Annotated in this window: 22 protein-coding genes; 17 read left to right on the top strand and 5 right to left on the bottom strand. The window is 42.4% G+C overall.

Annotated features, from left to right (window positions below; all coding sequences use genetic code 11):
* Window positions 1-6: 6 nt before the first annotated feature.
* The 14 genes from AACV32_RS16405 to AACV32_RS16470 all read left to right on the top strand — a co-directional run bounded on the left by AACV32_RS16405 (window position 7) and on the right by AACV32_RS16470 (window position 15231).
* A complete protein-coding gene (locus AACV32_RS16405) occupies window positions 7-1110 on the top strand; it encodes a glycosyltransferase (RefSeq protein WP_017045899.1) in 1104 nt (367 codons plus the stop codon).
* Between the two features lies 1 nt (window position 1111).
* The gene (locus AACV32_RS16410) at window positions 1112-2149 is read left to right on the top strand and encodes a polysaccharide biosynthesis protein (RefSeq protein ID WP_017045898.1); all 1038 of its coding nucleotides are present in this window, start codon (window positions 1112-1114) and stop codon (window positions 2147-2149) included.
* A complete protein-coding gene (locus tag AACV32_RS16415; RefSeq protein ID WP_017045897.1) occupies window positions 2150-3016 on the top strand; it encodes a dTDP-4-dehydrorhamnose reductase family protein in 867 nt (288 codons plus the stop codon).
* Window positions 3013-4143, top strand: coding sequence for a non-hydrolyzing UDP-N-acetylglucosamine 2-epimerase (gene wecB / locus AACV32_RS16420; protein WP_170895465.1), 1131 nt, complete (start codon window positions 3013-3015; stop codon window positions 4141-4143). Before AACV32_RS16415 ends, wecB begins: the two co-directional genes overlap by 4 nt.
* Window positions 4143-5339: a glycosyltransferase family 4 protein gene (locus AACV32_RS16425; protein WP_017045895.1), complete on the top strand. Its 1197-nt coding sequence runs from the start codon at window positions 4143-4145 to the stop codon at window positions 5337-5339. The genes wecB and AACV32_RS16425 overlap by 1 nt, the downstream gene beginning before the upstream one ends.
* A 27-nt stretch (window positions 5340-5366) precedes the next feature.
* The gene (locus AACV32_RS16430; protein WP_017045894.1) at window positions 5367-5741 is read left to right on the top strand and encodes a GtrA family protein; all 375 of its coding nucleotides are present in this window, start codon (window positions 5367-5369) and stop codon (window positions 5739-5741) included.
* Between the two features lie 4 nt (window positions 5742-5745).
* On the top strand, window positions 5746-7008 hold the full coding sequence (locus AACV32_RS16435; protein ID WP_005524837.1) for a sugar nucleotide-binding protein: 1263 nt from the start codon (window positions 5746-5748) through the stop codon (window positions 7006-7008).
* Window positions 6998-8572: a GMC oxidoreductase gene (locus tag AACV32_RS16440; RefSeq protein ID WP_017045893.1), complete on the top strand. Its 1575-nt coding sequence runs from the start codon at window positions 6998-7000 to the stop codon at window positions 8570-8572. Before AACV32_RS16435 ends, AACV32_RS16440 begins: the two co-directional genes overlap by 11 nt.
* A gap of 56 nt (window positions 8573-8628) precedes the next feature.
* A complete protein-coding gene (locus tag AACV32_RS16445; protein WP_017045892.1) occupies window positions 8629-9336 on the top strand; it encodes a glycosyltransferase family 2 protein in 708 nt (235 codons plus the stop codon).
* Window positions 9333-9683: a DUF2304 domain-containing protein gene (locus AACV32_RS16450; RefSeq protein WP_000972858.1), complete on the top strand. Its 351-nt coding sequence runs from the start codon at window positions 9333-9335 to the stop codon at window positions 9681-9683. Before AACV32_RS16445 ends, AACV32_RS16450 begins: the two co-directional genes overlap by 4 nt.
* Window positions 9673-11172 carry a hypothetical protein gene (locus AACV32_RS16455; RefSeq protein ID WP_017045891.1) on the top strand — a complete coding sequence of 500 codons (1500 nt, stop codon included), beginning with the start codon at window positions 9673-9675 and terminating at the stop codon, window positions 11170-11172. The genes AACV32_RS16450 and AACV32_RS16455 overlap by 11 nt, the downstream gene beginning before the upstream one ends.
* Window positions 11173-11695: 523 nt before the next feature.
* Window positions 11696-12655, top strand: a complete 960-nt coding sequence (locus AACV32_RS16460; RefSeq protein ID WP_017045890.1) for a UDP-glucose 4-epimerase family protein — start codon at window positions 11696-11698, stop codon at window positions 12653-12655.
* Window positions 12652-13200 carry a sugar transferase gene (locus AACV32_RS16465; protein ID WP_017045889.1) on the top strand — a complete coding sequence of 183 codons (549 nt, stop codon included), beginning with the start codon at window positions 12652-12654 and terminating at the stop codon, window positions 13198-13200. The genes AACV32_RS16460 and AACV32_RS16465 overlap by 4 nt, the downstream gene beginning before the upstream one ends.
* 81 nt (window positions 13201-13281) lie before the next feature.
* Window positions 13282-15231: a polysaccharide biosynthesis protein gene (locus tag AACV32_RS16470; protein WP_017045888.1), complete on the top strand. Its 1950-nt coding sequence runs from the start codon at window positions 13282-13284 to the stop codon at window positions 15229-15231.
* 53 nt (window positions 15232-15284) lie between these two features.
* Here the strand turns inward: AACV32_RS16470 and AACV32_RS16475 are convergent, their stop codons facing one another.
* The 5 genes from AACV32_RS16475 to AACV32_RS16495 form a co-directional block, all read right to left on the bottom strand.
* Window positions 15285-16013 (bottom strand): S1 family peptidase, encoded by a 729-nt coding sequence (locus AACV32_RS16475; RefSeq protein WP_017050173.1) that lies wholly within the window; start codon window positions 16011-16013, stop codon window positions 15285-15287.
* A gap of 248 nt (window positions 16014-16261) precedes the next feature.
* Window positions 16262-18472, bottom strand: a complete 2211-nt coding sequence (locus AACV32_RS16480; RefSeq protein WP_170895464.1) for a YjbH domain-containing protein — start codon at window positions 18470-18472, stop codon at window positions 16262-16264.
* The gene (locus AACV32_RS16485; RefSeq protein WP_170895463.1) at window positions 18469-19323 is read right to left on the bottom strand and encodes a capsule biosynthesis GfcC family protein; all 855 of its coding nucleotides are present in this window, start codon (window positions 19321-19323) and stop codon (window positions 18469-18471) included. The genes AACV32_RS16480 and AACV32_RS16485 overlap by 4 nt, the downstream gene beginning before the upstream one ends.
* Entirely contained in the window at window positions 19320-20018 is a 699-nt protein-coding gene (locus AACV32_RS16490) for a YjbF family lipoprotein (RefSeq protein WP_170895462.1), read from the bottom strand. The genes AACV32_RS16485 and AACV32_RS16490 overlap by 4 nt, the downstream gene beginning before the upstream one ends.
* Window positions 20019-20099: 81 nt before the next feature.
* Window positions 20100-20348, bottom strand: a complete 249-nt coding sequence (locus AACV32_RS16495; protein ID WP_064626008.1) for a hypothetical protein — start codon at window positions 20346-20348, stop codon at window positions 20100-20102.
* A gap of 554 nt (window positions 20349-20902) precedes the next feature.
* Here AACV32_RS16495 and AACV32_RS16500 point away from each other — a divergent pair.
* Genes AACV32_RS16500 through AACV32_RS16510 form a run of 3 tightly spaced genes read left to right on the top strand, consistent with a single transcriptional unit; the run spans window position 20903 to window position 24720 of the window.
* Window positions 20903-22063: a polysaccharide export protein gene (locus AACV32_RS16500; RefSeq protein WP_017045429.1), complete on the top strand. Its 1161-nt coding sequence runs from the start codon at window positions 20903-20905 to the stop codon at window positions 22061-22063.
* A gap of 25 nt (window positions 22064-22088) precedes the next feature.
* The gene (locus AACV32_RS16505; protein WP_170895461.1) at window positions 22089-22529 is read left to right on the top strand and encodes an arsenate reductase/protein-tyrosine-phosphatase family protein; all 441 of its coding nucleotides are present in this window, start codon (window positions 22089-22091) and stop codon (window positions 22527-22529) included.
* Window positions 22530-22569: 40 nt separating this feature from the next.
* Window positions 22570-24720, top strand: coding sequence for a polysaccharide biosynthesis tyrosine autokinase (locus tag AACV32_RS16510; RefSeq protein WP_170895460.1), 2151 nt, complete (start codon window positions 22570-22572; stop codon window positions 24718-24720).
* The last annotated feature ends 8 nt before the right edge of the window (window positions 24721-24728 follow it).

The raw sequence follows: 24728 nt of genomic DNA on the forward strand, positions 1-24728 counted from the left end.
AATGTGATGAAAAAAAAAGCAATAGCGATTTCGGCCACTAGCCTGATTGGTGGTGGCGGGCTGACAATACTAAATCAACTTATTGAATACAGCGATAGCCAACATGACTATTATCTGTTCATTAATGATGAGATCAAAAATGTCCGCGACAAAGAAAATTTTCATGTTACTCGCGTAAAGCGTCAATCTTCTTTTCAGAGAATTATTTGGGATTGGAAGGGGCTGCGTGCAACGCTAAAGGCAAAGAATATCGATCCTGATGCTGTGGTTTCACTACAGAATACCTCGGTATATTTTCCTAATAAGCCTAAGATAGTATATCTCCATCAAGGGATTTCATTGAGTGACATGAAGTGGTCGTTTTTCTCCAAAAGAGAAAGAGGTCTGGCATTTTATAAGTACGTCTATCCATTTTTCATCTTGTTGCACAACGACAAGCACACGCGTTTTGTCGTTCAGACAAACTGGATGAAAGAGGCGTTAGTCAATAAGTTTTCTCTTCGCAATGAAGCTACATACGTCCTAAAGCCAGAAGTGAATTTGTCTGTGAAAAACGGCCATGAGCCAAAAGACGAGCGAATTAAGCATCGAGTGTCGCTGTTCTACCCTGCAACGCCTGAGCCGTTTAAAGACCATGAGGTTGTGTTAAGGGCACTCCACGAACTGATGCAGCATCATGACATTTCTCAGATTGGCTTCTATTTAACCATGGCCAAAGGAGAATCTCCCTATTTAGACAGCTTGATAGACGCCTTAGGTCTGGCGAGCAATGTGGTGTATCTGGGTAAATTGAGCTTTTCGGATGTACAAAAATTTTATATACAAACATCTGCAATGGTATATCCGAGTAAAATTGAAAGCTTTGGCTTACCCCTGCTTGAAGCTGCGAGTAACGGGCAACCAATTATAAGTGCTGACACTAGCTTTTCGCGTGAAATACTAGAACGTTACGAAGGGGTAACATTTGTCTCCGACTCTGAGTTACTTTGGTCTAAGGCAATTCAAAGGTTGTCAGAGTCCGATCTGACAACCTTTAAAAAATTCGAACCCAATTTTGATTCCGGCTGGAATGACTTTTTTAAATTATTAAATGATATGTGTGAGGTATAGCGTGTTTAAAGATAAAACGTTACTAATTACAGGCGGAACTGGTTCGTTCGGAAACGCTGTTCTAAATAGATTCCTCGATAGCGATATTAAAGAAATCCGCATTCTAAGTCGCGATGAAAAGAAACAAGACGACATGCGTAAAAAATTTAATAACAATAAACTTAAGTTTTATATCGCTGATGTTCGTGACTACAATAGCTTGTTGAGTGCAACTCGTGGCGTTGATTATATCTACCATGCTGCTGCGTTAAAGCAAGTGCCGTCTTGTGAGTTTTACCCAATGGAAGCGGTAAAAACCAACGTTGTGGGTACAGAGAATCTGCTTGAAGCAGCAATCGCAAACAACGTGAAAAAAGTGGTTTGTTTGAGTACAGACAAAGCTGTATACCCAATCAATGCTATGGGTATTTCCAAAGCAATGATGGAAAAAGTCATTGTCGCAAAAAGCCGTACCCTAGAGCACACCAACACGAAAATTTGTTGCACACGATACGGAAATGTCATGGCGTCTCGTGGTTCTGTGATTCCACTATTCATTCGCCAGGTGGTTAACAAGCAACCAATTACAGTGACAGATCCAAATATGACCCGCTTCATGATGACGTTGGATGATGCAGTAGACCTAGTGATTCATGCGTTCCAGAACGGTGAAAACGGTGACATCTTTGTCCAGAAAGCACCAGCAGCAACAATTAACGTTTTAGTGAAAGCAATCCTAGAAATTATGGGTAAAGAAGACCATAGCATGAATGTTATTGGAACACGCCATGGTGAGAAATTATATGAGGCACTTTGTAGCCGTGAAGAAATGTTTGTTGCTGAAGAGCAAGGTCGTTATTTCCGTATTCCTTCTGACAACCGCGATTTAAATTACTCCAAGTACTTTGAAAATGGAGAAAAGGATTTGTCAACAATCGAAGACTACAACTCTCATAATACCCAACTTCTGGACGTTGAAGGAATGAAAGAGTTGCTGCGTAAACTGGATTTCATTCGTGAAATTGAAAGCGGCAATGTTTTTGTACCAGAGGGTGTATAAATGAAAGTACTTGTCATAGGCGCATCGGGCATGCTGGGTTACAGCTTGTTCTCAAACCTCCACGAAAATAAAGAGTTAAGCGTTTTTGGTACAATTCGGGCAAATCAACCAAGCGAACACTTCCAAGGATTCGAAGAAAACATTTTCACCAGTGTTGATGTTGACGACTTCAGTACCATTGAGCACGTTGTAGAGAGTCTGAAGCCTCAGTTGGTTCTTAATTGCGTAGGCTTAATTAAGCAGAATGATATTGCTAAAAATCACGTTGCAGCCATTTCCATTAATGCCTTGTTACCTCACAAGTTGGCTGCGTTGTGTGACACGGTATCTGCCAAGCTGATTCATTTCTCAACGGATTGTGTTTTCACTGGTAAACAAGGTATGTATACCGAGGAAAGTGCACCAGACTCATTTGACCTCTATGGATTATCGAAGAAACTGGGTGAGGTCGAATACGGCAATCACCTGACTTTGCGCACCTCAATCATTGGCCATGAACTCAGTTCTAATTTGAGTCTGATTGATTGGTTTTTGTCTCAAGAAGGACAAGTTAGAGGTTTTTCTAAGGCGATTTTCTCCGGTTTGCCAACGTGTTATATTGCAAAAATGTTGTCCGAAAAGATCTTTAATAGCGATGTAAAGGGACTATACCACTTGTCCGTTGATCCAATTGACAAGTACACGCTTCTGAAACTGGTATCCAATTCTTACAAAAAAAATATCTTAATTAATCCAGACGATACACTTCATATTGACCGCTCGTTGGACTCTACAAAGTTAAGGACTGAAATTGACTTTACTCCTCCTCCCTGGGAAGAGCTTGTTGACTACATGCACGCAGACTTTGTCAAACGGTATAAAAAATGAAAAAGCTAAAAGTTGTTACATTTGTAGGTACCAGACCTGAAATTATTCGCTTGTCTCGCGTGATTGCGAAACTGGATACGTACTTCGAGCATATATTTGTTCATACAGGTCAGAACTATGACTATGAATTAAATCAGATCTTTTTTGATGATTTAGAAATTCGCGCACCCAATATGTTCTTAGAATGTGCAGGTGGCTCGGCAGCAGAAACCATATCTCAAGTGATCTGTAAGTCAGATGAATTGCTAACAGAAGTGAAACCCGATGCTGTGCTGATCTTAGGTGACACAAATAGCGCACTGTCAGCTATTTCCGCGAAGCGACACAAAATCCCGTTATTCCATATGGAAGCTGGTAACCGATGCTTTGATCAACGCGTACCTGAAGAGATCAACCGCAAGATTGTTGACCATATTTCTGATGTCAATATGCCGTATAGTGATATTGCGCGTGAATACTTGTTAGCAGAAGGGATCTCACCTAACTTTATCGTTAAGACGGGCAGTCCGATGGATGAGGTATTGGCGTTCTATAAAAACAAAATTGAGCAATCAACCATTACTGGGCAGCTGAACGTTTTGCCAAATAAATACTTTGTGGTGAGTGTGCACCGCGAAGAGAACGTAGATTCGGTTAATATCCATAAATTTGTTGAAGCCCTAAATGTGATCGGCGAGAAGTACGATCTCCCGATTATTGTGTCTACGCACCCACGTACGCGCAAGAAAATTGATGCGCTGAATCTTGAGTTTCACAAAAACGTGCAACTTCTAAAGCCACTTGGTTTTTCTGACTATGTAAGACTACAAAAGGACGCATTTATCGTTCTCAGCGATAGTGGAACCATCACAGAAGAAGCATCAATTTTGAATCTTGCGGCGGTCAACATTCGAGACGCTCAAGAAAGACCAGAAGGTTTTGAAGAAGGTGCAGTCATGTTCACGGGTATGAACGTAGATCGTATTATTCAAGCGATTAGCATCTTAGAAGACCAGAAAGCATCAGGTTCGAATCGATTAATCAATGTCGTCAAAGATTATGTTGCCCCTAACGTATCAGACAAAGTGGTTCGAACGATTTTGAGTTATACAGACTACATAAACCGTATTGTCTGGAGGCGCTACTAGTGCGAATTGCTCTGTTCCCCGATGAATATTTGCCTGAAGGAACACGTGTTCACGCGAAAATGTTCAACGAGTTGGCGGTCGAATTGCAGTCCCAAGGACATGATGTTGTTGTTATTACTCCGGGAAAGTCTAATCAAGAGCGCGATCTGGTTATTGACTATGTAAACAATGTTGAAGTGTGGCGTTTTCGAAGCGGTACACTTAGAGGTGTTGGCATGGTAAAGAGGGCGATTAATGAGTCGCTCTTATCTTTTCGGGCTTGGGTGGCCATCCGCAAAAAAGTTCAAGAAAACCCGTTCGAACTCTGTATTAACTATTCTCCGACCATCTTTTTTGGGCCGTTAATGCACTGGATGAGAAAGACGCACAATTCACGAATCTATCTGATACTTAGAGATATGTTTCCTCAGTGGGCCATTGATGAGGGAATCATTCGAAAAGGGTCAATCGTCGCACGATATTTCCAGTGTTTTGAACGCCTAAATTACAAAGCGTCTCATAAGATTGGTTTGATGTCCGACGCCAATGTGACTTACTTCAGTTCAATACATCCACAGTTTAAGAATCTCGAAGTTCTTCGAAATTGGTCAAACATGAAGTGTCATGGCATGCCATGTTCTCTGATTGATATCAGAAAACAGACCGCGACAGAGGATAAAGTCCTTTTCTTCTACGGTGGCAATATCGGCCATGCGCAAGATATGGCAAACCTACTTCGTTTGGTAAGGAACATGAAAGACGTTCCTTCGGCTCATTTTCTCTTTGTTGGGCAGGGGGATGAATTCGATCTGGTTCTTGAAAAGAAAGAGGAGTGGAGACTTGACAACTTGTCCGTTATGGGGGCAGTAAGTCAGGAAGTTTACGCCGATATTCTCACGCAGGTAGACGTGGGTCTGTTCTCATTAGCAAGAAGTCATAAAGCACATAATTTCCCAGGCAAACTGCTGGGATATAAAGCAAATAGACTCCCGATTTTGGGTAGTTTGAATCCTGACAATGACTTGTCAATCTACATCAACGACAATCAGTGTGGGTTTGCGTATATCAACGGGGAGGATGAATTGCTCACTGAGGCAGCTAGAAAATTAGCGGAAGATGCCAACCTTAGAGAGCAATTAGGTGAAAATGGACGTAAAACGCTTGAACAATACTTCTCCGTACGTTCTGCTATCAAATTGTTGTTGATGAATAAGTGAGTGACAGTCTTTTCTGATAGATAAAAAATGAAATCATTAATCATCTACTTCTTTCTTCAAGGAGTGGTTTACTTACTTGAGATGGGAATGTTTTTGCTGCTGACCATGAGCGTAAAGTTTGATGTTGCTCTCGCCAATGTTTCATCGAAGGCCTTTGCCGCAGCAATGTCTTTTCTAGGGCATCGCTATGTAACCTTTAAAGGCGCCGACAAAAACCAAATATTGGCTCAAGTCATGAAATATATACTTGCCGTAATTACTAACTCAATGTTAGGAACCACACTGTTACTTGTGTTTGAATATTATTTTAGTGCACATATATCTATACTCAAGTTCTGCTCTGATGTATTGATCATGATACTTAGCTTCTATGTGACCAAAAAGATTATATTTAAGGTATAACTAATTGAAAGTCCTAATTACTGGTTCAACGGGGTACATCGGCAAATCGCTAATCAATGCGTTGACGAAAGATGGCGTAGACGTTATTGCCTGCTCTAGAAGCGGTGAACAAAGCAGCCAGCGGAGAATAACTTCGTTGAAGTATAGTCTTGCAGACTATCAGAATTTCCATCTTCCCAAAGATGTAAATGCCGTTGTGCACCTTGCTGCAATCACCAAACTTGATAAAGAAGCAGATTTGTCAGCAGAAACAGAAATATCTGCGGCAAAAAAACTCTACGAAGACACTATTTCGATGGGAGCTAAGTTTATCTTTTTCAGCAGCTTGTCTGCACAGAAAACCGTTCAAACCAAATATGCGAGAGTAAAGTTGGAGATTGAAAATTATCTTTCCTCTCAACCTAATGCTTATGTGTTGCGATTAGGCTTAGTGTATGGTGGTGAACCGCAAGGTTTCTATCAAATGTTGCTTGGTCTGAGTGAAAAGCTTCCTCTGGTACCCATATTTAAGCCGATACCGAAAATTCAAACGTCCTACATTGGGCAAGTTTGCGCGAGTGTTAAAACGATTCTTGATGACAATGCAACAAAGCATAAGCTAAATATCATAACCAATACGATGGCGTTTGACGACTTTCTTAGTCAAACAGCCTTTTTTAAGTTAAATAAAAGTTTAGTGTTTTTTTATATACCCAAACCGATAAGTTACCTTTTAAATGAAGTGATGAAACACTCCTCTTTGAAACCATTTGGTTTGGATCGTTATCTAGCGCTGAGTTTTGGATATCAATTATTTGAATCAGATCTTTGCCAAGATGAACCTATACCAAGTATTTGTAGAAGCTGCAATGTCAATAGATACTTACTTATTCGAGAAGCCAAAGCGGTATTAAGTTATGTATACGGTCAACTGCCGTCGGCTAGCCTAATAAAACGTTATGTTCATGTCATTGAGACGTTACATGATGGTGTGCCTCTTTATTTGAAAGAGCGACTTATTTTTTCGCCAAACCTGATTAAATATTACGATAATACCTTGTCACGACACCCCGAACTTTTTGACAGAATAGTGGCTGCATCGATATTGATTGAGACGACGCCTGAAGGATTTAATGAGTTTGTAAACTGTCGAAATAGAACTGTTGGTAGTTCAATAAGAGATATTGTAATAACTCTTTTCAAAGAGGTGATTGCCATAGTTACTGCGCCTTTCTTTAAACTCTTATATGGTGTTCACCCGACTAGAGATAAAAAATATGATATATGATGTAATCATTATCGGAAGTGGTCCAGCAGGAACTTCAACTGCCTTTCCATTAATAGCAAGTGGAAAGAAAGTGTTGATGCTGGATTGGGGGAATGATACTGCATTGAGCGGCCCAACTGTACCTCACTATATAAGTCGTCTAAATGATAAGAAGCAGTGGGAATGGATGCTGGGAAAAACCTATTTCTCCTTAAAAAATGGTGGTGCGGTATCACCTAAGTTTCGTGTGCCAACACTATCACATGTGTTTAAAGATTTTAGTGAACAACTTAATACTCAGACAGAGAATTTTTTTGTTGCAGGTTCTATGGCGCTCGGTGGACTGTCGACGGCGTGGGGGGCTGGTGTCGCAGCATGGGATTCAAGAAGTCTGATCTATCACTTTGGGCACCACTATAGAGAAATGTATACATCTTACGCGACTGTTGCACGTCGTATGGGTATCAGTGGTCGTTGTTCAGATGATATGAAGTATTATTTTGGTCTGGATAGTTGGTCTTCTGATCCCATCGATATAGATCCTCTGGCTTCCTACATTAATAATAATTACAGAGTTAAGAATGCTGGAAGTAATAGATTCAAATTGGGGCGCTCACGCATCGCTGTGCTCAATGAGCAAAGAGGTGAAAGACAAAAGTGTGACAAGTCTGGAAACTGCCTTTGGGGGTGTGGTAAGAAGGCTATTTACTCAGCGAAATATGATCTTGATGAGTTGCTTCGCTCACCTAACTTTACCTTGATCAAAGATCGACGTGTAACTAATGTAGAGTCGCAACCAGAAGGGAGCAAAATACATGCTGTCGGAAGAGATGGGGCGTCATATTCTTACAGTACTTCAGCGGTCTTTTTGGCCGCTGGGACTCTTTCAAGTACAAAAATTCTTGTTCGATCGTTAAAAATTAAAAACAAGGAAATTGAAGTGCAAAGTTGCCCGGCAGCAGCATTTTTGCTTTTCATTCCTCGCTTTTTTGGTCGCAAAGTCGAAAGCAGTGAGTTTGGATTGGGGCAACTTTCCTTCAATGTCAAAACGAAAAAGAAAGACAGCGCGTTTGGTTCATTATTGGGCACACAAGGCTTACCACTGTTTGAGTTTTCCCGATATGTGCCTATGGGACAGGCTAACGCGCTTAAACTATTGAGCCGGTTAATGAACGCATGTGTCATAGGTAATGTGTTCCTGCCAGGGTATTTTTCTAAATCAAAAATTATTGTTGATGAAAAAGGCAACATGAAAATTGAAGGGAAATATGATGAACGATACCAAACTGCGGGTAAGGAAGTTAAAGGACTTTTAAGGAGGAATTTTTTAAAACTTGGTGCGATATTGTTTCCTTTTAGTTTTAAATTTACACAACCTGGTGCATGTATTCATTACGCATCGACATTTCCGATGAAAGAAAAACCCGTGTTAGGGCAATGTAAACTTTCAGGGGAAGTTAGTGGGTTAGAAAATGTGTACTTGGTCGATGGTTCTTCTTTACCTAATCTCACAGAAAAGTCGCATACTCTTACGATCATGGCAAACGCAGATAGGATTGCCAGAGAATATTTAAAAATAGTGTAGTGCTAGTCAACGAAAGCAAACCTATTTAGCTCGCTGTACATATTAGGAAATGAAAAATGAATTTAGATAGTACTCGCCGTTTTTTTGATGGAAGGCTGTGGGTTTTAATTGCTGCTTATAATGAAGCGAGTGTTATCAGTGATGTCATCAAAGATGTACTGCTTAACGTTACAAACAATGTGTTGGTAGTGAATGACGGCTCCAGTGACAATACGGCAGAGATAGCGAAAGCTGCGGGTGCTCAAGTGATTAGTCACTGTGATAATTTGGGTCAAGGTGCGGCATTGCAAACTGGGTTTAGCTATCTGAAAGGAATCGACTTTGATTATGTCGTCACGTTTGATGCTGATGGACAACACATGTACGAAGATATCTTCGTGATGGTGGAGGCGCTTGAGAAAGAGCAAGCGGATATTGCCTTGGGTAGTCGTTTTCTTGGTCGAGTAGAAAATATCTCGAAGAAAAAGCTGCTCACACTAAAAGCGGCGATAGCGTTTACGAATGCAACCAGTGGTGTAACGCTGACTGACTCGCATAATGGTCTGAGGTTGCTTACTGCGCGCGCAGTGAACGAAATTTCTATCACTCAACGTGGTATGGCGCATGCATCTGAAATCATCGATGAAATTTGCAATAAGAATCTAAAATGGTGCGAAGTACCAGTGACGATTAAATATACTGAGTATTCGGTGTCGAAAGGGCAGAAAATTTCAAATTCCATTTCCATAGTATTAGATTTGTTGATTAATAGGTTATATAAATGATGATTAAGTTAATACTAGCGGCTTTTCTATTAATCTTTTTCATCTATGCTATTCAGCAGAGAAAGAAATTCTTTTTTGTCTCGTTATTGATTTCTGTTTTTTCATTTTTTGGTGTCTTTCTGGTTATATTTCCAGAAGTGTCTAACTCGATCGCAAATGCCTTGGGTGTTGGTCGTGGGGCTGATCTTCTACTTTATTTCTTTGTTGTGGGTGGTGCCATAGTAGTATTTAATCTGCACTTGAAAAATCGTGCATTGCTAGATAAGCATACCAAGCTCGTTAGGCATATAGCGATACTAGAAAAGAAAATTGAAGATAAATTTTCGGCTGTTGAACATGAAAAATAAACCACTCTTTATTTTGAGTAACAGCTTGTTAAATGTGCTGCTAAAGAAAGAGTCAAGCAACGTTGCAAGAATAATTAAAATTGGGCTACCTTGTTTTTTAGCGTTTTACTTTGTCGTACAGCATTTTTATCCAGGGGCGATGTCTCCAGATTCGATAAATATTCTCACTCAGGCTAGAACAGACAATATTTCTGACTCATTTCCCATTTTTAATGTGTACCTTTGGAAGTTCTTAGATCAATATGTTGTTGAAGGACCTGCTGGTATGTTGGTCTTGAACATGCTTCTTTACTATGCTGGTCTGTTTATGGCTTGCTACTCTCTGGCAAAAACCTATTCAAGGCTGAGTTCTCTAGTTTGTATGCTGTTTGGTTTTTTCCCACCAATTATTGGAATATTGGGCGCTGTTTGGTCCGACATCACACTCACCTCCTTGCTTATGTTTTTACTTGGTTTGTCAGTGATTACTGGTTTCGGAGCGGAACGTGACACATTAAGCAAACCAGTCAAATATTTTGTTGCGATCATAGGACTGGTTATCGCGTTTGCGGCCGTGTCGACTCGCCATAACGCAGCGGCAGCGGTGATCCCTATGGTTTTTCTACTATTCTCCTCGCTGATGCCAAACCTGACAAAAGGTAATGCGATCTCGCTTGTGCGTTTTGGCCGTTTATTGGCCGTATTTTTGCTTGCGGTTATGGCCACAGTGGGTTTCTTTGCAGCTTCGAAATATCTCAACAACGCATATACGGTCGAGAAGAAGAACTTCTGGAGAGTAACCGTATTGTATGATTTGACTGGTATCAGTTGTAGAACAAAAAAGGATTATCTTTCTGAAATCCTAGAATCTGGACAGGGAATGGACAATATCTGCGCATTGTACACGCCAAACTCATATATTCCGCTTGTTTTTGGCGAGCAAATCCATGAACTCGATGCAAAAAGACGTTTCAAAGGAGTACCTCTCAAAATACGCGATGGCGATGATGACATAAATGAATATTTGTTAAAACACTGGATGAGTGTGATTATTGATAATCCTATTGCGTACTTTAAGCACCGAGCAGATTTCTTTCTTGCACTTACAACTAGGTCTTTTGGAGCGTTATGGGCTCCTGTTTTCGACGCAATCTATTCAAACGAGTTAGGAGTTGCTGCGAGAGATAAGGTCGACTCGACAGTGTTCGAGGAAGTAAGGTCGTTGTCTCTCAACTCCATAATTTTCTTGCCTATAGTTTATGCGCTACTAGCATTAGTAGTGTTTGGCATTAGTTTTGTTGTTATCCTGAAACAAAATAGCCTTAGCAATAGGATACTTTCAACGTTCGCCTTAGCTGTTTCCTTATCAGGATTACTCCACCTTCTTGGCGTATCCATTTTTGCCGTATCATCTGATTTTCGGTATTCGCATTGGTTGATCGTGTCTTCGCTCATGTCTGTCGCATTACTATTGTTCTCTTTTATCGAAAACGAAAGCAATTATAAGTAACGTGTAAAGAATTGCCTGAAGATATTCAATGTCTCATCAGAGAGTGATAAAGATTGGCAAAAATGTCAGAATGGGTAGTTTGCTGGTAACCGACTATCGATCGCTATATTTATTTTAGGGGTTAGAACAGAATGCCCTTGACTTAAATATAGCATTTGAGGATCTTACTGGTAGTGTATTATGCTATATATTGTTGATGCTTTAGTTTTTTCTGTTGGCTTAATTGCCAATTTTTTGGACGTTTAACACACAACAACGTTATGATCTCGGCTTAAGCATTGTTATTGATCCTACTGTTTCAGTTATTTGTTTAACTATAAGTGTATGATTATCAGTCTATAGTTTTATTGAGGGCTGTCCGCAACACAGGGCATCAAACTGTTCGGTTTGAAGACTTTCAAGAAAAATGCAACCTTTCAGTTAACAGACGTTAAAGGCACTTAAAACTTTTATAAGTAAAATCAGTCGCTGCGAATATGTATTGCGGTACTCGTTTTGCAACCGTTTCAAATCAGGAGGAAGATTGAAACTTTTAGTTACAGGCAGCTCAGGCTTTGTTGGCAGTGCTTTTGTTGAATTTGCTGAGAGCCGAGGTGATGTATGCATTAAGCAAAGACGTTCATTAAGTGGTGAAAGCGATAACACTATTTTCCTTGCAGATCTATCCAGTTCAACTGACTGGTCACTAGCCTTAAAAGGTGTCGAATGTGTTGTGCATTGTGCGGCGATCGTACATCAAATGAAAGGCGTATCGGAAATTGATATATATCGTCGAGCAAATACAGAAGGGACGCTCGTGTTAGCTCGTCAAGCGGCAGAAGCCGGTGTAAAACGCTTTGTGTTTGTGAGTTCAATCAAAGTTAACGGCGAGACTACTGATAGTGGGTCACCGTTTAAGTCTGATGTTTTAGCTGCGCCTTCTGATCCTTATGGTTTAAGTAAGTTTGAAGCAGAGCAACACTTACGATTGCTTTCACAGGAAACCGGGTTGGAAGTGGTTATCATTAGGCCTACTTTAGTTTATGGACCTGGAGTAAAAGCAAATTTTGCGTCATTAATGAATCTGGTCTCTAAAGGCGTTCCTCTGCCATTTGCTTGCATTACTCAAAATAAACGTAGTTTCGTATCGGTTACAAATCTTGTTGATTTAATCATCACCTGTATTGATCATCCTAAAGCGGCTAATCAGACATTTCTTGTTTCGGATGACTGTGATGTATCGACTTCTCAAATGATCCGTGAAATGGCAAGGGCGCTAGATAAGCCTAGATGGCAACTGCCAGTACCTATCTGGTGCTACAAGTTAGTCGGTAAATTATTTAATAAATCAAATGTCGTGGATAGGTTGATAGGTTCATTGCAGGTTGATATCTCTCATACTAAAGAAATCTTAGGTTGGACACCTCCCCAAACGTTAGAGGAAGGCTTTAAAAAAACGGCAGAAGCCTTTCTTCAGTCAAAAAAGAACAGTGGTAAAATATGATTCGTCTTTTAGATTTCCTAGCTGCCTTCTTTGGCTTGCTATTTTTGTGGCCAGTCTTATTGATTGTTATCATTATTGGTTTGTTTGACACCGGCTCTCCAGTTTTTGTGCAAGAACGTGTGGGGCGTAATAAAAAGCCATTCAAGTTGATTAAGTTTCGTACTATGTCGGTAGAAACCAAGTCTGTAGCAAGCCACTTAGCGAGTAATACATCGATTACAAAACTTGGCGCTTTTCTTCGTAAAACTAAAATCGATGAGTTGCCACAGTTGATCAATGTTCTAAAAGGTGAAATGAGCTTAGTGGGCCCACGTCCTAACTTGTTTAATCAAGAGGAATTGATTAAAGAACGTGATGCGTTAGGAGTATATGATGTTCTACCAGGTATCACTGGCCTTGCGCAAGTGCAGAATATCGATATGTCTACACCACGGTTATTGGCAAAAATAGACAAACAAATGATTGATTCGCTTACCATTAAAGATTACTTCAAATACATCATTATGACTGCAATGGGGAGTGGTAGCGGTGATGCTGTAAAGTAGGGCAGTTTTCAATTTATCTACAACAGACTTTTAAAATTAACGCCAGTATAATACTGGCGTTGGTTTATATAGAGAAATAATATGGCTAGGCTGAACTTTATCTGGAACTTATCGCGGGTTAATAAGCGCATTATCAGCGTCATTATTGACCTTCTTTTTATCGTCTTCTCTTTTTATGCCGCTTATTGGGTAAGAATTGGTGAAATTGCTTTGATAAAATCACCAACGGTTCCTTACCTTCTGGGTTGTGTTGCTATCATCACCATCCTTTCTTTCACACGGCTTGGGCTCTACCGTGCGGTATTGCGTTATCTTACTTTTCATGCGTTAGCGGTGGTCAGTATTGGCACGGTGATTTCAGCGGCTTCTGTTGCTGTTCTTGCATTTTATTTTAGTGCGCCTATTCCGCGTTCTTTACCCATTATTTACGGAACCTTTCTCTGCCTTTTGTGTGGGGGCTCACGGCTTATTGTTCGTGTGCTCGTTGCTCAACTTAATGGTCAAGGAAACAAGCCAGTGCTGATTTATGGGGCGGGCTCAGCGGGAAGGCAGCTTGCACTAGCGCTCAGAAATTCGGAAACTCATAAAGTAGTAGGGTTTATTGATGAAGATAAAACCCTTGAAAATACCGTGATTATGGGGTTGTGTGTACATAATGTTGGTCATGCAGATAGGCTAGTTGCTAAACATAATGTAAAGCAGATACTACTTGCAGTACCAAGTGCTTCACGTGCTCGAAGAAAGAAAATACTGGAGTCCTTGGTTCACCTTTCAGCGGAAGTACTTACCGTACCAGATATGAAAGATATTGTTGAAGGTAAGGCGAGTATTGATGAGCTAAAAGACGTTGCGATTGAGGACTTACTTGGGCGAGATCCGGTTACACCACAGCGCTCGTTAATGGAAGCAAACATTAAAGATAAAGTCGTTATGGTCACCGGGGCTGGGGGCTCGATTGGTTCAGAATTGTGTCGACAAATTATTCTCAGCCAGCCGAAAAAGTTGATTCTTTTTGAGTTGTCTGAATTTGCGCTATACCAAATTGATCGAGAGCTTAGTCAACTTATTGTCCGCAAAAAACTAAATATTGAAATCGTACCTCTGCTTGGTTCTGTTCAGCGTATTAATCGTTTATCAATGGTGATGAAAAGCTTTAGCATTCAAACCATTTACCATGCCGCCGCCTATAAGCATGTTCCTTTGGTTGAGTTCAATGTCGTTGAAGGGGTAAGAAACAATGTGTTTGGTACTTACTACACCGCAAAAGCTGCAGTAGAAGCTCAAGTTGAGTCTTTTGTACTTATCTCTACAGACAAAGCAGTTAGGCCGACTAATGTAATGGGTACGACTAAGCGTATGGCTGAATTAGGTTTACAAGCCTTGGCAGAGCAAGAAAATGAGAAGCCTAAAGGTACCCGTTTTTGTATGGTGCGTTTTGGTAATGTGTTGGGTTCTTCTGGTTCCGTGGTGCCACTGTTTAAAAAACAGATAGCAACAGGCGGCCCTTTAACTGTTACTGATCCTGAAATAACGCGTTATTTTATGACCATTCCAGAAGCCGCACAGTTAGTGATCCAAGCAGGAGCGATGGGCAAAGGTGGTGATGTCTTCGTTCTCGATATGGGGGAATCTGTGCGTATTTCAGATCTTGCCAAAAATCTTATTCAGCTTTCTGGGTTGGAAGTGAAAGACGAATCTAACCCATACGGTGATATTGAAATTAGTTATACAGGCCTACGCCCCGGTGAGAAGCTGTATGAAGAGCTTCTGATAGGTGACAATGTTGAGAATACGGCGCATGAGCGAATTATGACTGCGACAGAAGTAAACTTACCGTTACCTCAATACATGCATCTTTTGGAAGAACTCGACATCGCTTGCCATAACTTTGACCACGAGCGGATCCGTGAGCTGCTGCTTGAAGCACCGACAGGTTTTACTCCTAGTGATGGTATTTGTGATTTGGTGTGGAAAAAATTGGCTAAATCTGAAGAGAAGAAGACTGAAAACAGAATAAGCGATGAAGCCTAGAAAATATAGCCGAACAGATAATCTCTATCGGCTATCCATTCTGCTTATTGAGTTTACTGCTGCCGCGCTAACCTTGTTTCGTTCGTTTCTACATTTGGCCATTGATATTCTCCGTGGTGGTAAGTGTTCACTTGTGTTTTCAACCACGGTTGGATGAAATTGATCGAAACAAAAATGCTTAAGCGTTCGATATCTAATTCTTCTCCGTTCACAAGCCTCGTATCTGTTTTATTGGCAATAGCCGCTAATATACCGACCAATTCGCCTTGTGCATTGAATGCACCACCGCCACTCATGCCCGAACGTATTGGGGCGTCGGTAATGCTGGCTGGGCATTTGCTGAAGTAACGGCTATTGACGAAGTTTAAGTCCAAATGGTACGTCCCTTTTCCCATCACCACATCACCACTACCACTCACACCAAACGCCTCTATTTTTTCTCCTTGATAAACTAGCCCTAATTCTGGAAGTACAACATGTTGGTTGTCTGACTCGATCAAAGCCACATCACAAGTGGGATGGTAAGCCACCACTTTGGCATAATTCATTTTTGCCACATGAGCTGCAGTTAAGCTTAAATTTGGAGTTAAGGGCACACTCGATCCATAACCAAAATACAGCAATGGAATACCAGTGAATTCATAATTAATCGCTGGGGGATTTTGCGCTTTCATAGTTCGCCCGTTAGAGCCTGCGCAACCCACTAAAATGAAAGTAAGTACTAACATTGAGTAACGAGATAACCAACAGAAATGAGATCCGATAACAGGCTGAAGGAACATAAGAACCTCCTATTCAAAGCCAACAATACCGAGATCTTGATGCGCATCTAGATCAAATGTGTTTACCTAATAAAGTATAGATGCAATGGATTACATTGCCATGTGTCACATAAAAAATAGTTATAGCGGATAGCTTAATCAATAGTGGAATGGCTGTTTCTTGTTGAAAAGTAGGGATATTCTTTAGGCCGGTATTGAAAAGAGAGCCCATAAATGAGCTCTCTTTTTATTAGTAACAATAGTCTAAGCTAGTTGCTTGAGATAGGGCGACCATACCAAGGGGAGCGTGCATCCGTCATATCGTACAAGCGATATTGTCGGTTCAGCATTTGCCCACCATCACGTTGAATCGGTAACCAAGATACGGTCACGCGCTGTGTACTCGGCCGAATGGTCATCAAGTCCATAGGAATTGAAACATAAAATCCCTTGGTAAAACTGCCTTCACCAAACTCTTCTGCAGAAAGGTTCGTTTTAGAAATAAACGCACCGGCAATCACACCACTATCAAACTGCTTAGAAAAATCGACCGACATACCGATATCGTCGGTTAAGTAACGCCCCGTACTGACCTTGAGTAAGGTATTGTCTATCAATGACCAAAACTTAGGCTGCCAATAGAGCGTTGCATGGCCTGTTACTGTGCCCGTCTGTACTCGATAGTTTTTCTTCGTTTGTGGATCATAATGCACTTCTTCTTTATACAGACCGAAAGCGGTGTCAGGGTCGCGCTGTTTTACATAGTTTCCATCAATCCCAACCGCCCAATTTTTGCCTAATGGACGATAGAGTATTTCACCGCCGACACCAGCAAACATGGTTTCGAGATACCCTGCGTAGCTTTGACCAAACCAACTTTGGCCGAAAGTATCAAAGTAGGTCAGTTGCAGGCTATCAAGGCGAACGGCATCTTCATAATATTGTCGAGACAAGGTACGAACCCGTTTCAAATCAGTACCATCTGGCGGTACGGTGTACTTGTATTTGTCGTAGTTATCGGCAAGGTTGCCATAAAGGCTGCCAGAGAGTAGCCAATGATCTCGTGTTTGTACGCTGGCATTGGCACTGACACCAAGCGCGTATAAATAAAAATCTTCAGAGCCACCAAAAGACTGCTGCAACACAGGCGCTAAACCAAATTGCCACGCATCATACTGCTGCGCTTTTACTTCGCCATTGATCGCGACAGGGTTACCACGCGCACTGGCATCGGTGATGTGAGCGTTAGGGTAATCACGGTCAGCAACGCGGGCAAACGCATTCGCTTTTATTCTGGTTTCAGTGAGAGGCTGATTATTGGCCGTCTCGATGATGCGATATGTCTGTGCATCAATGCCTTGATTCGCCAGCAGCAATGCGGCGCGTTCATGCGCTTCTTTGCGATCGCGATACTTATATTGTTCAGCTTCAATCGTGAGGGTGGCATCATCTTGGTACAAAGTCGCTTGTTTATAACCGGCGATTACATCAAGGTCATGAAGTAACGTTTGCCATTCAGCATCGTCTAACTCATGTGATTTCGATTTCGGAGCATAACTGGGTTTGGGTTCATCAACCCACACTGGTTGCATGGTCGCCAAGTTCGTACCCAAGGTAATGCCTGCGGTAAAGGTATTACCGCGTTCATAGCTAAGGCGTAAATCGGCCCAATCAGCAAGAGCGTATACCACACCAAAGTTCCACGGTGTTGAAACGGGCATTACTGCATCACCACGGGTGACGGGAAAATCACTGCGGTAATCATTGCCATCGTATTCCACTTTTAGACGCAGTGGTTGCCAAGGTGTTTGGTATTCAACCCCACCAAACAGCGACGTACAACCCGTGAACATCCGTCCAATATCAAATTGGCCGCCTTTACCACTGTAACTACCATCGCGACCGCAATCTGGTGTTGAGGATTTATCACCCGTTAAGTTCGCGTTGTTACCCAAATAACCCCAGCCAACGCCGAGTGTGACATCCAATGGGCCAAAACGTTTACTGGCTGCAATAAATTCGCCATCAAACAAACCTGTACCGCCAACATCACGTAACCCTACCGACACTTCTGGCAGCCAATATCCCTCTTCTAGCAAACGCAGTTTGGCATCAATCGATTTATCCGTGTATTTCGTATCACCGCTAAAGCTGGTATCGCCGCTGTAAAGTAGCTCATGCACTTGCGTGTAACGAATTGTCGCTTCTAGCCATGGGAAGAGTTGGAGTGAACTGACGTAATGAATGTAATCATCGTTGTTTGTGACGCTTAAACTGAATTGGCCTTCTGGCATCATGCGGGCACTGGGCATCTGTATTAAGCCTGTACCACCAAAATCAGTTTGAGAATGCACCAGCGTCGGGTAGCTGAATTCGTCAGCTTGGCTCGGTAACGCCAAACTAAACGCAATGCAGCACGCCATACAAGTGACGCGAGGTGGTTGAATCGTCGAAGACGAAAGATAACTCAGTTTCATCATGGCAATTGATTTCGCAGCAGTTCAACGACAATGTCGTTCACATTGTGTAGTGAATATTGAGGATAAAGTGACGTCGTTTCGATAGGGAAAGGCACGTAAAGTGTCGCTCCGGGCGCGATATCTTGAAAGTCGTGATTCCAATAGGCGATATCATGCAGTGAGGTGTGACCATCGGGTTGAATCACCCATACTTGCGAGATATCCGCCTCAGCAAGGCCTGCCGAGCGAACATAATGACCCGCATCGGTGCGTGGTTTCCAAGCCATGTCACCAGCTTGTTTAACATTCCCCAAAACTGATACTGTGGTGGGTAACGCATTGAGTGACAGCAGCCATTGACCTTGTAATTTCGGGTTCTGACTGGCCGTGATGCGCGTGATGTCGGGATCAAGCGGAGTAAAAATACGCTGTGCAAAAGCATTCGCGCGTAGCTGCTCTTTCAGCTGACGCCAGCGCTTTTTGTGAGCCGATGCGGCCAAACTTTCTTGATGGGTGATCGCAAGCAGAACCTGCTGCTTTTTTTGATACGGGCTAGTCACATCAAACAAGGCGCTACTTAGCCAATCGATATCGGCAGGTAACTGCGCACTGGCATTTAGCGCATTGATGACTAACTCATCCACTCTTGGCACAGATGCAAAAGAGAGGGAGAGGGCAGGTGTATCTGCGCTTCTCACTTCAACCACACTAGCTGGTGCACTATAGGCAGCCGGTGATAGTGCGCATAATACGCCCAGCAGAAAATGCTTCATTAATGTAGGTTTTATTAATGTAGCTTTTGGCACTGATGCGCTCAGTAACGCGCGTTTTTCTAGCCAAACGTAGCGTATTAAGTTAGGCCATAGAATCATGACTTATTCGCTCCTGAGAAAGGTTTAGCAACAATCAGTTCAAAGCGCGCCATGCCGGGAGCTGGCGTTTGTTCGCTAACGACGACTTCGCCATTGCTTGGCTCAAGCCAATAGTGATTCGTGTAATGTTGGTCAATCGCTAAAATCGTCACATTTTCCACCACATGTAATAAATTTCTAGCGCCCTGTGGCAATAGCTTTTGCTCCTCACCTTGTACAACAAAGCGAGATTGAGCGTGATATTGGGCGTGATAGCCCGGCTGCCAGCTGATCTCATATTCCCAGTAGCGCGGGGTGCTGGAGTCATGCAAACCAATCGCTAGAGGATCAGGCTGCTGCGATCGAATATTGGATAAATTCGCATCCAGCAAATTCACGGTTTTAGTGATTCGCCCTGCAGAGGTAACGATCATCTCATGATTTGCGGATAAATATTTTAAAGCCAGCGGGTTGGATTGAAATTGGCTAGACTCTTTTTCGGCCCAAGCCAATATCATTAATGCTTGAGGGTTATCACCTTGCTTTACATAAATACTAGCGTAGGGCAACTCATTAATTTTATTTTGCGAGATACTTAATGATTCAGGGCCAAATAGAGCAAGATTTAAAGAATCAGTAAAATATTGAGTGTTTTGTGTACAGCCTGTAATTAAAAAACCGCAACAAATAAATAACGAGCGAATAGCAAACTTCATAATAGGGGCTTAATAATAAAAATTCGTCATTTGAATATTTAAAAAACAACCGCCAATGGCGGTTGTGAATTAAGCAGGCGCTTATTGCGCTGCGGTTACTGTAGTGGTAGTAGAAGTACCTGAATTGCTTGCTGCAACTACTACACCCGCTACAAGTGCACCACCGATAGCTACAGACGTTGCCGTTACTGTACCTACTGCTGCCGTTGTCGCTGCTGTACCGCCAGCGGCTCCGCCAGTGGTTGACGCTGCTGTTGTCTCTTCAACAGCAGCCATCGCTACGCCACCAAAAGCAAAAGATGCTAATAGTGCGATTGCTGTTTTTTTCATAGTATTCCCCATGAAGTTTAATTACATCGATGTATGCCCAATATAGATTGGGCGTCGCAACAATAAACATTATTGATGTCAATGTAAACAAGTTGCACTCTAGGCGAATCGACTATTTCAATTAAGATTAAAAAATAATCAGCTATTAACTAACTTAATAGTAAATAAAGCGAAACCAATAAGGAAAATACTTACAGGGTAGGAAAATACTTACTTCACATTCAATAGTAACCTATGTATCATTCCGCAGCCTTTGATAGTACAAAAAATTGATAAATCAAATTTTATTTTTATTACTCCTTTATTGACTATATTGTAATTTGAAAGTCTGATTAGTGGGTGCTGTGCTGCATTTTAATGAATAACCTATTTTCAATTATCATCGGCTTAAACGTATTTAACACCGTCATAGGGAGCGCCCTAGGGCGGTAGCGTGCCAGCAAGTTTTTATTTATGACTTCTAGCACATTGATATATAAACACATTACTCATGTGCCTTGGCTTCATATAAGCACCTTGGTCATGACTGTGATTGAAATAGCAGGAACGTTCGCGTGTCAAAAAAGTATTTGCCTTTGATTATCGCCTCAGTAGTTTTAACGGGGTGCACCATTCCGGGTTCACACCTACCTACAGGCGAAAAAAATGCCGCATGGGAAGCAGAAAGCAACGAATCCTTATCTTCTCAAGTGAATGTCTACCCCCTTACTCCTGCTTTTATTAAAGAGCTGAAAAAATATAAAAATCAGCCTATTACTCAACCCAATGCTCCGTTAGAACAAGAAATTGCTCGCTACGAATATTATATCGGCCCTGGTGATGTGCTTAATATCACCATCTGGGATCACCCAGAGCTAACCATTCCTGCCGGTTCATACCGCAGTTCGGCAGAAGCGGGTAACTGGGTCCATGCGGATGGCACCATCTTTTACCCTTACATTGGTGAAGTGAGTGTGGCTGACAAAACCGTAACGGAAATCCGCCAAGTGATTTCAGAAAAGTTAGCTAAGTACATTGAATCGCCTCAGGTAGATGTCAACGTCGCTTCTTTTCGCTCGCAAAAATCCTACATTACTGGTGAAGTTAAAACGCCGGGTCAGCAAGCCATCTCAAATATTCCCTTAACATTATTAGATGCCATTAACCGTGCTGGTGGTATTACCACGGATGCAGATTGGCGCAATGTGACGCTGACTCGTAATGGTAAAGAGGAACTTCTTTCTCTTTATGCTTTGATCCAGAAAGGCGATTTAACGCAAAACCGCTTACTGCGCGATAGCGATATCGTGCATGTGCCACGTAACGACGGGCAAAAAGTGTTTGTGATGGGCGAAGTCAAACAGCCACAAATGCTGAAAATTGACCGTACAGGTATGAGCCTGACCGAAGCCTTGAGCACAGTCGGCGGCATTAATGAATACGAAGCCGATGCCACGGGTATTTTTGTGATTCGCGGCGCGCAACAACAGCAAGCCGTGTTAAGCCACGCAGCGCCCAACCAAGATGACCCTATCGCCAATATTTACCAGCTCAATATGCAAGATGCGACGGCGTTAGTCATGGGCACAGAGTTTGAACTGCAACCTTATGATGTGGTGTATGTCACCACCACGCCCGTTGGGCGCTGGAACCGTTTGATCAGGCAATTGTTGCCAACCATCAGCGGCTTTAATGAGCTGTCTGAAGGTGCGTTACGGGTGAAAAATTGGCCATAACTGAACAGTAAATAAGAGAAAAAACGTGTTTTCTAAAATATTAGTGGTGTGTGTCGGCAACATCTGCCGTTCACCAACAGGCGAGCGAGTATTACAAAAGCTATTGCCAAATAAAGAAGTGGCTTCAGCTGGTATTGCTAGCGCCAAAAGCCATCTTGAGAGCAAACCCGCCGATGCCATGGCTAGCCAAGTTGCTGCCGAACATGGCATTGATTTATCTGGCCATGCATCACAGCAGCTCACGTCAGCGCTTTGCAGCCAGTATGATTTAATTCTCGTGATGGAAAAGGGGCACATTAGTGCATTAAGTGAGATAGCCCCTGAAGCACGCGGCAAAGCCATGTTATTTGGGCAATGGATAGGCCAGCAAGAGATCCCCGACCCATATCGCCAAAGCAAAGAAGCATTTGACCATGCCTACCAGTTAATTGACCAAGCCGCGCAAGCTTGGGCCAAAAAGCTGTAATCACCATAAGCCAAAACAGGCCGTTAGGACTTTAAACACAATGACAGCACAACAGATTAAACAACGCGTCGACACCACTTCTGACGAAATCGATCTCGGTAAATTGTTTGGCCTTCTGCTGGATGGCAAATGGATCATTCTCGCGACGACCACTTTCTTTGCTATCTTTGGCATTGCCTTTGCCTTGCTCTCAACACCGATATACAAAGCCGATGCTTTGATTCAAATCGAACAAAAAGGCTCTGGCGGTATTTCATCATTAGTCGGCGGGGAAATGAGCGATCTCTTCTCTTCTGAATCATCCGCCACCACTGAAATTGAAATCATCAAATCACGGATGATTTTAGGCGACACCGTTCATAAATTTAACCTAACAACCTTAGTTGAGCCGGATTACTTTCCCGTTATTGGTAAAGGCATTGCGCGCCTTCGCGGGCAAATAAATCGCATTCAAGTCAGCCGCTTTGAACTGCCAAGTTATGCATGGCAAACGGGCCACCAAATAGTGGTGCAGGATGCAGAACAAAAAACCTACCAGTTAGTGCGTGAAGATGGCCGCGTAATACTCAGCGGTAAAGTAGGCGAACTGGCAAAAAGTGATGATTACCAACTGTTTGTCACCGATTTAGATGCCAATAGCGGTTTTGCATTTAACATCAGCAAACAAAGCGAGTTAGATGCGATTAAATGGCTGAAAGATAACTTATCAGTGACTGAACGCGGTAAACAAACCGGCATTGTTGAGCTCTCTTTCACCGGTGAAAACCCTAGCCAAATTCAAGCCATTTTGGATGACATAAGCCAAAACTATTTTTTGCAGAACGTGCAGCGCAATTCGGCAGAAGCTGAAAAAAGTTTAGCTTTCTTAAAAGGCCACCTACCAACCATTAAAACCGAATTAGACAGCGCGGAAGATGTATTAAACCGCTACCGCCAAGCCAATGATTCAATTGATTTAAGCTTAGAAGCGAAATCCACCTTAGAAGTGATGGTGAAGCTAGAAGCGCAGCTTAACGAGCTCACGTTTAAAGAGAGTGAAGTGAGCCAGCGTTTCACCACTGACCACCCGGCGTACAAATCACTATTGGATAAACGCCAAATCTTGCTTGGTGAAAAAGACCGCTTAAATCAGCAAGTACAAAAGCTGCCTAAAACCCAGCGCGAAATTTTACGCATGACGCGTGACGTACAAGTAAACCAGCAAATTTACATTCAATTACTGAACAAAGTGCAAGAGCTGAACATCATTAAAGCCGGAACGGTCGGTAATGTGCGCATTTTAGATAGCGCAGCCACCTACGCAAAAGCTGTGAAACCGAAAAAACCACTGCTTGTTGTACTCGCGACCTTGCTTGGCGGCATGCTCAGCGTTGGCGGGGTATTGGTGAAAGCGGCGCTGCACCGTGGTGTAGAAAACCCAGACGATATTGAACAGCTTGGCCTTTCGGTTTACGCCAGTGTACCTAAGTCGATTCTGCAGTTGGAATTTGCGGAAAAAATTAATAAAAAGCGTAAATCCCTGCAAGAGATGATGCTGCTGGCGGAAAGTAACCCGGCGGACCTTTCTATTGAAGCGCTACGTGGCCTGCGGACCAGTTTGCACTTTGCAATGTTAGAAGCCAAAAACAACGTGGTGATGATTTCTGGCCCTGCGCCGGGCATTGGTAAATCGTTTGTTTCCACCAACTTTGCTGCGGTTGTAGCCAAAACTGGGCAAAAAGTGCTGCTGATTGACGCCGACATGCGCAAAGGCTACTTACAACAACCTTTCGGCGTAACCTGGGAAAATGGCCTTTCAGACCTGCTCAGTGGCAAAATTGATTACGCGCAAGCGATCAAAACCACCCAAGTAGATAACTTAGACATTATGACGCGCGGCCAAGTGCCACCCAACCCTTCAGAACTGCTTATGCACCAACGTTTTAAAGCTTTGGTTGAATGGGCTTCACAAAATTATGACCTAGTGATTATTGATACCCCGCCAGTACTTGCGGTGACTGACCCAAGCATTGTGGGTGCCCACGCTGGTACAACGTTAATGGTTGCACGCTTTGGCCTAAATACCGCCAAAGAGATTGATGTCGCCAGAAACCGTTTTGAACAAGCAGGTATTGAAGTGAAAGGAGTGATCTTTAATGCGGTAGAGAAGAAAGCGTCTAGTAGTTATGGGTATTATAATTATAGCTATTGAAAGTGATT

Source organism: Vibrio sp. B7, assembly GCF_963888765.1.
GTDB lineage: Bacteria > Pseudomonadota > Gammaproteobacteria > Enterobacterales > Vibrionaceae > Vibrio > Vibrio anguillarum.